The 8121-nt window shown below is 73.5% G+C and carries 5 protein-coding genes and 1 pseudogene; 4 read left to right on the forward strand and 2 right to left on the reverse strand.

Annotated features, from left to right (window positions below):
- Positions 1 to 136: 136 nt before the first annotated feature.
- Together ACGFQC_RS18790 and ACGFQC_RS18795 are read right to left on the reverse strand one after the other, a co-directional pair.
- Entirely contained in the window at positions 137 to 1786 is a 1650-nt protein-coding gene (locus ACGFQC_RS18790) for a hypothetical protein (RefSeq protein ID WP_363091340.1), read from the reverse strand.
- Positions 1787 to 1973: 187 nt separating this feature from the next.
- Complete coding sequence (locus ACGFQC_RS18795; RefSeq protein WP_363091341.1) at positions 1974 to 4169, reverse strand: elongation factor G-like protein EF-G2; 2196 nt, start codon at positions 4167 to 4169, stop codon at positions 1974 to 1976.
- 337 nt (positions 4170 to 4506) lie between these two features.
- On the opposite strand from ACGFQC_RS18795, the gene pgsA reads away from it, so the two are divergent.
- The 4 genes and pseudogenes from pgsA to ACGFQC_RS18815 all read left to right on the forward strand — a co-directional run bounded on the left by pgsA (position 4507) and on the right by ACGFQC_RS18815 (position 7974).
- Positions 4507 to 5193: a phosphatidylinositol phosphate synthase gene (gene pgsA, locus ACGFQC_RS18800; RefSeq protein ID WP_363091342.1), complete on the forward strand. Its 687-nt coding sequence runs from the start codon at positions 4507 to 4509 to the stop codon at positions 5191 to 5193.
- Positions 5190 to 6098 (forward strand): phosphatidylinositol mannoside acyltransferase, encoded by a 909-nt coding sequence (locus ACGFQC_RS18805; protein ID WP_363091343.1) that lies wholly within the window; start codon positions 5190 to 5192, stop codon positions 6096 to 6098. The genes pgsA and ACGFQC_RS18805 overlap by 4 nt, the downstream gene beginning before the upstream one ends.
- Positions 6095 to 7258, forward strand: a pseudogene (locus ACGFQC_RS18810) (glycosyltransferase family 4 protein); the annotation flags it as partial. The gene ACGFQC_RS18805 and the pseudogene ACGFQC_RS18810, both read left to right, overlap by 4 nt.
- Before the next feature lie 170 nt (positions 7259 to 7428).
- Positions 7429 to 7974, forward strand: a complete 546-nt coding sequence (locus ACGFQC_RS18815; RefSeq protein ID WP_363091344.1) for a hypothetical protein — start codon at positions 7429 to 7431, stop codon at positions 7972 to 7974.
- Positions 7975 to 8121: the final 147 nt, after the last annotated feature.

The following is an 8121-nucleotide window of genomic DNA, read 5'->3' on the forward strand; positions in this document are numbered from 1 at the left end:
CGTACCCCCCCCCCCCCCCCCCCCCCCCCCCCCCCCCCCCCCCCCCCCCCCCCCCCCCCCCCCCCCCCCCCCCCCCCCCCCCCCCCCCCCCCCCCCCCCACCCCCGGCAAAAGTGCCCCGCCCCACCGCCGGAGGCCTACGCGTCGTAGGTGTCGGCCTTCTTCGGCGTCAGGTCCTGGACCGCGCCGCTGAGGGCCGACGAGCGGGAGCTGAACTTCTCGATGTCCACGTCGTGCTCCTTGAGCACCCTCAGCGCCGCGCTGTGCACCACCCTCAGCACCGGCGTGGCCGCGCGCAGCGCGTCGTCGGCCATGAAACGGTGCCGCCACGGCTGGTCGGCCCAGGCGTGCCGCAGGCCGAACGGCTCGGGCAGGCCTATGGAGCCGCCGAGCCAGTTCAGCAGCGGCGGGTACCAGCTGATCGTGGCGCGCGCCGCCACCCGGACCACCTCGTCGGCGGTGACCAGCGGCAGGCTGATCTTCCGCGTCTCCCAGAACCGGACGGTCTTGGCGACCTCCTTCGTGGGCGCCTCCGGCTTGGAGGTGAACAGGGAGTTCACCGGGCCCAGCGCGTGACCGGTGACCTCGATGCGCAGCGTCTCGTGCAGCACGGTCACGGTGATCAGCATGGTGATGATCAACTGGCCGTCCCACAGCGGCCACTGCACGCCGAGGTAGTGCCGGTCACCGCCGCCGAACTGCTGGTTGTTGCAGATGTCCTCCACGGCCCTCGGCTTGACCTGGTACGCCTCCACGTCGGTGCCCTCCGGCCGGGCCACCGCCTTGGCGTTCTCACCGACCGGCGTGACGATCCAGTGCCGTACCGAAGGAGGCGGGAAACCGCCGGTCTTCAGGCTCTGCCGGTGCAGCAGCTGGAGCTGGTCGTGGATGGCCTTGACCACCGTCCAGCTACGGAACTCGTGGACGCCCTTGACGGGGTCGAGCGGGGTCAGTTCCTCCGCGAGGTGCCAGGCGCCCCAGCGGGTGCCCATGCCGAGGATCCCCTTGGGACCGGCGTAGAACACCGAGTTGGACTGCTGCTCGGCGCTCAGCCGGGCCAGGGACTGGCGCAGTTGCTCGGCCGCCGTCTGGTTGGGGCTGGTCGGCACCGCCTCGGGGACCTTGGCGCCGACGCTGCCTCCGGACAGCAGCCCGTCCCAGCGCTCGCGCAGGTCCTTCGCCGTGCCCTCGCAGATCCGCTTGGCCAGGAACCAGCCGACCACCGGCGCGACGACCGCACCGCGCGCGTACCACCCGGCCAGGCCGGCGAACGGCATCTTGAGCAGGAAGAGCGCGGCGAGCGCGGCGACGGCCACGAGCAGCCCGGTGGCCAGCCCGGAGACCCGCTTGTCGCCCGCCTTCGCCATGGTGGCCCGGAGCTGGAAGACCAGCAGCCACACCAGCAGTCCGGGCAGGAACAGCAGACCGCACACGATCATGATGCCGGTGAGCTTCTTGTCGCGCTCCCGGCGGATCCGGTTGGCGGCCAGGCAGTGCTCGACGACCACCTGCGGTTCACTGCCGAACGACTGGATCAGCGGCTTGCGCCCGACGCCCAGCATGCGGTCGACCACCGCCTGGGAGAACGCCTCGCCGAGGTTGGGCCGGAAGATCTTGGCCCAGCCGCGGCCGGTGGAGACCGCCGACTGGTGCCATTCGTTGTCGGCCTTCTTGATGTCCTCGACGGGGTTGTCCCGGTAGGCGGCCGACGCCAGCGCGAAGGTCGGCGTCTGCCCGCCGTCACCCTGCTGCGGCACCTGTGGCCCGAAGAAGTCCCCAACGGTCATTCCCGCCCCCGATCGCCGCCACTGTCGCTTCTGCGGCCTTCCCGACTTCCGTGCTCCGCACACCTGTTGATCAGGTCATCAGCGTATAACCAGGCACGGACATCCGGAGGCGGACGGCCGAAGCCGCCCGCCGTACCGGAAGAACACCTTCCCCACCCGTCACTTCAGGGTGGCCTCGCCCCAACCCCTATCCGGCACCCTCCTGTTGGCGGAGCCGCTCCGCCACCTGCGCCGGCATAGGCTCGTGCCGGGCGTACGCCCGGTGGAAGCGGGCCGTGCCGTGCGACAGGGAACGCAGGTCGACCGCGTACCGGCCGATCTCGATCTCGGGCACCTCCGCGCGCACCAGCGTGCGACCGCCACCGCTCTGTTCGGTGCCCAGCACCCGGCCCCGCCGCCCCGACAGGTCGCTCATCACGGCGCCCACGTACTCGTCGCCGACCAGCACGGTCACCTCGGCCACCGGCTCCAGCAGATGGATCCGCGCGTCGGCCGCGGCCTCCCGCAGCGCGAGCGCCCCGGCCGTCTGGAAAGCGGCGTCGGAGGAGTCCACCGAGTGCGCCTTGCCGTCGACCAGGGTCACCCGGACGTCGACGAGGGGGTGGCCCGCGGCGACGCCCCTGGCCGCCTGCGCCCGTACGCCCTTCTCCACGGACGGGATGAACTGGCGCGGCACCGCGCCGCCCACGACCTTGTCCACGAACTCGATGCCCGAACCGCCCGGCAGCGGCTCCACCTCGATCTCGCAGATCGCGAACTGCCCGTGCCCGCCGGACTGCTTGACGTGCCGGCCGCGCCCGGCGGAGGCGGCGGCGAACGTCTCCCTGAGGGAGACCTTGTGCGGGACGACGTCCACCTGCACGCCGTAGCGGCTGCGCAGCCGTTCCAGAGCGACGTCCGCGTGGGCCTCGCCCAGGCACCACAGCACCACCTGGTGGGTGTCCTGGTTCTGCTCCAGCCGCATCGTCGGGTCCTCGGCCACCAGCCGGGACAGCCCCTGCGACAGCTTGTCCTCGTCGGCCTTGCTGTGCGCCCGGACGGCCAGCGGCAGCAGCGGGTCGGGCATCTGCCACGGCTCCATCAGCAGCGGGTCGTCCTTGGCGGAGAGCGTGTCGCCGGTCTCCGCGCGGCTCAGCTTCGCCACGCACGCCAGGTCGCCCGCGATGCAGTGCGTCAGCGCCCGCTGCTGCTTGCCGAAGGGCGCGGACAGGGCGCCGACGCGCTCGTCGACGTCGTGGTCCTCGTGGCCGCGGTCGGTGAGTCCGTGCCCGGACACGTGGACCATCTGGTCGGGGCGCAGGGTGCCGGAGAACACGCGCACCAGCGAGATCCGGCCGACGTACGGGTCGGAGGCCGTCTTCACGACCTCCGCGACCAGCGGACCGTCCGGATCGCACGGATCCAGTGCGCGCGGCTCGCCGCCGACCGTGGTGACGCGGGGCGCCGCACGCTCCAGAGGTGTCGGGAAGCCCCTGGTGACCAGTTCGAGCAGTTCCACGGTGCCGATGCCCTGCCGGGCGCCCTCGGCGGCCGGGGCCGCGGCCAGGACGGGGAAGAACGTGCCGCGCGCCACGGCCCGCTCCAGATCCTCGATCAGCGTCTTGACGTCGATCCGCTCGCCCCCGAGGTAGCGGTCCATGAGGGTCTCGTCCTCGCTCTCGGCGATGATCCCCTCGATCAGCCGGTTCCGGGCCTCCTCGATCCCGGGCAGCACGTCCTCGCCCGGCTCGGACTCCTCGCGCGTGCCGGAGGAGTAGTCGAACAGCTTCCGCGACAGCAGCCCGGTCAGACCCGTCACGGGCGCGTGCCCGTCCGGCGCCCGCGGGCCGTGCAGCGGCAGGTACAGCGGCAGCACGGCGTCGGGGTCGTCGCCGCCGAAGGCCTCCGCGCAGATCCGCGTCATCTCCTCGAAGTCCGCGCGCGCGGCCTCCAGGTGCGTGACGACGATCGCCCGGGGCATCCCGACGGCCGCGCACTCCTCCCACACCATCCGGGTCGAGCCGTCCACGCCGTCCGAGGCCGAGACGACGAAGAGGGCCGCGTCCGCGGCGCGCAGACCGGCCCTCAGCTCCCCGACGAAGTCGGCGTACCCGGGGGTGTCGAGGAGATTGATCTTGATGCCGTCCCATTCGACCGGCACCAGGGAGAGCTGCACCGAGCGTTGCTGCCGGTGCTCGATGTCGTCGTAGTCGGAGACGGTGCCGCCGTCCTCCACGCGGCCCGCCCGGTTCACCGCTCCCGCCGTCAGCGCGAGAGCCTCCACCAGGGTCGTCTTGCCGGATCCGGAGTGGCCGACCAGCACCACGTTCCGTACGGATGCGGGGTGGTCGGCCGCCGTGGCCCTGCCGGCGGCCCCGGGGTGTGCGTTCGCCTTGTCGCCCATTTCTCAGCCTCCCGTGCACGGTGAGGTCATCGGGGCGCGGACACGGCGGCTCCTCCCCCCAGAATCCACCCGGGGCGACCCCCGGCGGTGGCGGTTCCGGCGACGTCCGCGGTCCTTCGAGCTTTCCACTCCCGTCACGGCGCGTCCATACGGAGGACGCCCCGAGGCCTCGGCGCGGTCGTGACACGGCCACCGGAGCGACCCGCCGGGCCCCGGACGCGGCCCGGCCGTGACACCGGGCCCGGGTGCCCGAGGGCCGCGCACGCGCGCGCGTGGCTACGATGGGCCAGCCGGTGGCCAGCAGGGGCCGCGCGGTCATACAACCTTCGGGAAGGCCATGCTGAACAAGTACGCGCGTGCATTCTTCACGCGTGTCCTCACACCGTTCGCCGCGTTTCTCATCCGCCGGGGCGTGAGCCCCGACACGGTCACGCTGCTCGGCACCGCCGGCGTGGTCGCGGGCGCGCTGGTCTTCTACCCCAGGGGCGAGTTCTTCTGGGGCACGGTCGTGATCACACTGTTCGTGTTCTCCGACCTCGTCGACGGCAACATGGCCCGCCAGCTCGGCCGCTCCAGCCGCTGGGGCGCCTTCCTGGACTCCACGCTCGACCGGGTCGCCGACGGCGCGGTCTTCGGCGGCTTCGCCCTCTGGTACGCGGGCCACGGCGACGACAACGTGCTGTGCGCCGTCTCGATCTTCTGCCTGGCCAGCGGCCAGGTCGTGTCGTACACCAAGGCGCGCGGCGAGTCGATCGGCCTGCCGGTCGCGGTCAACGGGCTCGTCGAGCGCGCCGAGCGGCTCGTGGTGTCGCTGGTCGCCGCCGGGCTCGCGGGTCTGCACGCGTTCGGAGTGCCGGGCATCCAGCACCTGCTGCCGGTCGCCCTGTGGCTCGTCGCCGTCGGCAGCCTGGTCACGCTGATCCAGCGGGTCGTCACCGTACGGCGCGAATCGGCGGAGGCCGACGCGGCGACCGCGGCGGCCGAACCGAAACCCGAGCCGGAGGGGCGTGAGGCGGCCCAGTGAGCGCACGTGACCAGCTGGCCGACGGGCTGTACGGGCTCGGCTGGAGCACCGTCAAGAAGCTCCCCGAGCCGGTCGCTGTCCGCCTCGGACGCACCATCGCCGACCTCGTCTGGAAGCAGCGCGGCAAGGGCGTCCAGCGTCTGGAGAGCAACTACGCGCGCGTGGTGCCGGACGCGAGCCCCGAGCGGCTCGCCGAGCTGTCCCGCGCGGGCATGCGCTCCTACCTGCGCTACTGGATGGAGTCCTTCCGCCTCCCCGCCTGGAGCCCGGAGCGGATCGCGGCCGGATTCGAGCCCAAGGACCTGCACCACCTGACCGACGGCCTCGCGGCCGGCAACGGCGTCATCGTCGCGCTGCCACACCTGGCCAACTGGGACCTCGCCGGCGCCTGGGCCACCACGAAACTGGGCATCCCGTTCACCACGGTCGCCGAACGCCTCAGGCCCGAGACGCTCTACGACCGCTTCGTCGCCTACCGCGAGGGCCTCGGCATGGAGGTCCTGCCGCACAGCGGCGGCACCGCCTTCGGCACCCTCGCCCGGCGGCTGCGCGACGGCGGCCTGGTCTGCCTGGTCGCCGACCGCGACCTGTCCGCGTCCGGCGTCGAGGTCGACTTCTTCGGCGCCACCGCGCGGATGCCCGCCGGGCCGGCCCTGCTCGCCCAGCACACCGGCGCGCTGCTGCTCCCCGTCACGCTCTGGTACGACGACTCGCCCGTGATGCAGGGCCGCGTCCACGCCCCGATCGAGGTGCCCGGGTCGGGTACGCGCGCCGAGCGGACGTCCGTCATGACACAGGCGCTGGCAGACGCCTTCGCCACGGGTGTCGCCGACCATCCGGAGGACTGGCACATGCTCCAGCGGCTGTGGCTCGCCGATCTCGACCCCGCGAAGGGACCCTCGTGAGAATCGGCATCGTCTGCCCGTACTCCTGGGACGTGCCCGGGGGCGTCCAGTTCCACATCCGCGACCTCGCCGAGTACTTCATCCGGCTCGGCCACGAGGTGTCCGTCCTCGCCCCCGCCGACGACGACACCCCGCTGCCGCCGTACGTCGTCTCGGCCGGCCGTGCCGTCCCGGTGCCGTACAACGGCTCGGTGGCCCGGCTCAACTTCGGCTTCCTGAGCGCCGCCCGGGTGCGGCGCTGGCTGCACGACGGCGCCTTCGACGTGGTCCACATCCACGAGCCGACCTCGCCGTCGCTCGGACTGCTGACCTGCTGGGCGGCACAGGGCCCCATCGTGGCCACGTTCCACACGTCGAACCCGCGCTCGCGCGCCATGATCGCCGCCTACTCGATCCTCCAGGCCGCCCTGGAGAAGATCAGCGCGCGGATCGCGGTGAGCGAGTACGCCCGCCGCACCCTGGTGGAGCACCTCGGCGGGGACGCCGTGGTCATCCCCAACGGCGTGGACGTCGACTTCTTCGCCCGCGCCGAGCCCCGGCCCGAGTGGCAGGGCCACACGATCGGCTTCATGGGGCGCATCGACGAGCCCCGCAAGGGCCTGCCGGTGCTGATGGCGGCCCTGCCGAGGATCTTCGCCGAACGCCCGGACGCCCGCCTGCTGGTGGCCGGGCGCGGCGACGAGGAGGAGGCCGTCGAGAACCTCCCGGCGGAACTGCGCCCGCGCGTCGAGTTCCTCGGCATGGTCAGCGACGAGGACAAGGCCCGCTTCCTGCGCAGCATCGACCTCTACGTCGCCCCCAACACCGGCGGCGAGAGCTTCGGCATCATCCTGGTCGAGGCCCTGTCCGCCGGGGCCCCGGTGCTCGCCTCCGACCTCGACGCCTTCGCCCAGGTGCTCGACCAGGGCGCCGCGGGCGAACTCTTCGCCAACGAGGACGCGGACGCGCTGGCCGAGGCGGCCGTACGGCTGCTGGGCGACCCGGAGCGACGGGCCCGCCTGCGCGAACGCGGCAGCGCCCACGTCCGCCGCTTCGACTGGTCCACGGTCGGCGCGGACATCCTCTCCGTCTACGAGACGGTGACGGCGGGCGCGGCGGCGGTGGCCGCGGACGACAAGGGCTCCCCGGGACTGCGCGCCCGGTTCGGCCTGGCCCGGGACGGGCACGGGGCGGGCACGGCGGCGTCGGCCGGGCGACCCGGCCCGTCCGGCGTCCGCCGGCGAAGACCCTCGAGGACCGGGGCGGGCCCCGAGGACGGTGGGCCCCGGCAGCCGCCGGGGCAGGGGGAGGCACCCCGGCCGGGGACCCGGAGCGGCTAGCCTTGCCGCCCGTGACCGCAACCCTCATCTGGATCCTCGTCGCCCTCGTCGCCATCGGCCTCTACCTGAGCTGGACCGCGGGACGCCTGGACCGGCTGCACGCCCGTATCGACGCCGCCCGCGCCGCACTGGACGCGCAACTGCTGCGCAGGGCCTCCGTGGCCCAGGAACTGGCCACCTCGGGCGTGCTCGATCCGGCCGCCTCGATCGTGCTGTACGAGGCCGCGCACGCCGCCCGGCAGGCGGAGGAGGAACAGCGTGAGGTCGCCGAGAGCGACCTGAGCCAGGCGCTGCGGGCGGTCTTCGCGGACGCGCAGCAGCTGGAGGCCGTCCGTGAGGTGCCCGGGGGAGAGGCCGCGGCGCACGAGCTGACCGAGGCCGTCCTGCGGGTCCCCATGGCCCGCCGTTTCCACAACGACGCGGTGGGCGGGGCCCGCAGGCTGCGCGAGCACCGCAAAGTGCGCTGGTTCCGGCTGGCCGGCCACGCCCCGTTCCCGATGGCCTTCGAGATGGACGACGAGCCACCGGCCGTACTGACGGCCCGTTCGCGTTCGTGAGCGCCCCGACCCGGTCGCCCGGGCCCCCCCCCCCCGGCCCCCCCGCCCGCGGGGGGGGGGGGGGGACCGGCGACCAGAACCCCGGGGCCCCCCCCGGCCCCCCCGCCAGGGTGTAGCCCCCCGCCGCGCCCCCCCCGTGACGGCCCC

Source organism: Streptomyces sp. NPDC048734, from assembly GCF_043198675.1.
Lineage (GTDB): Bacteria > Actinomycetota > Actinomycetes > Streptomycetales > Streptomycetaceae > Streptomyces.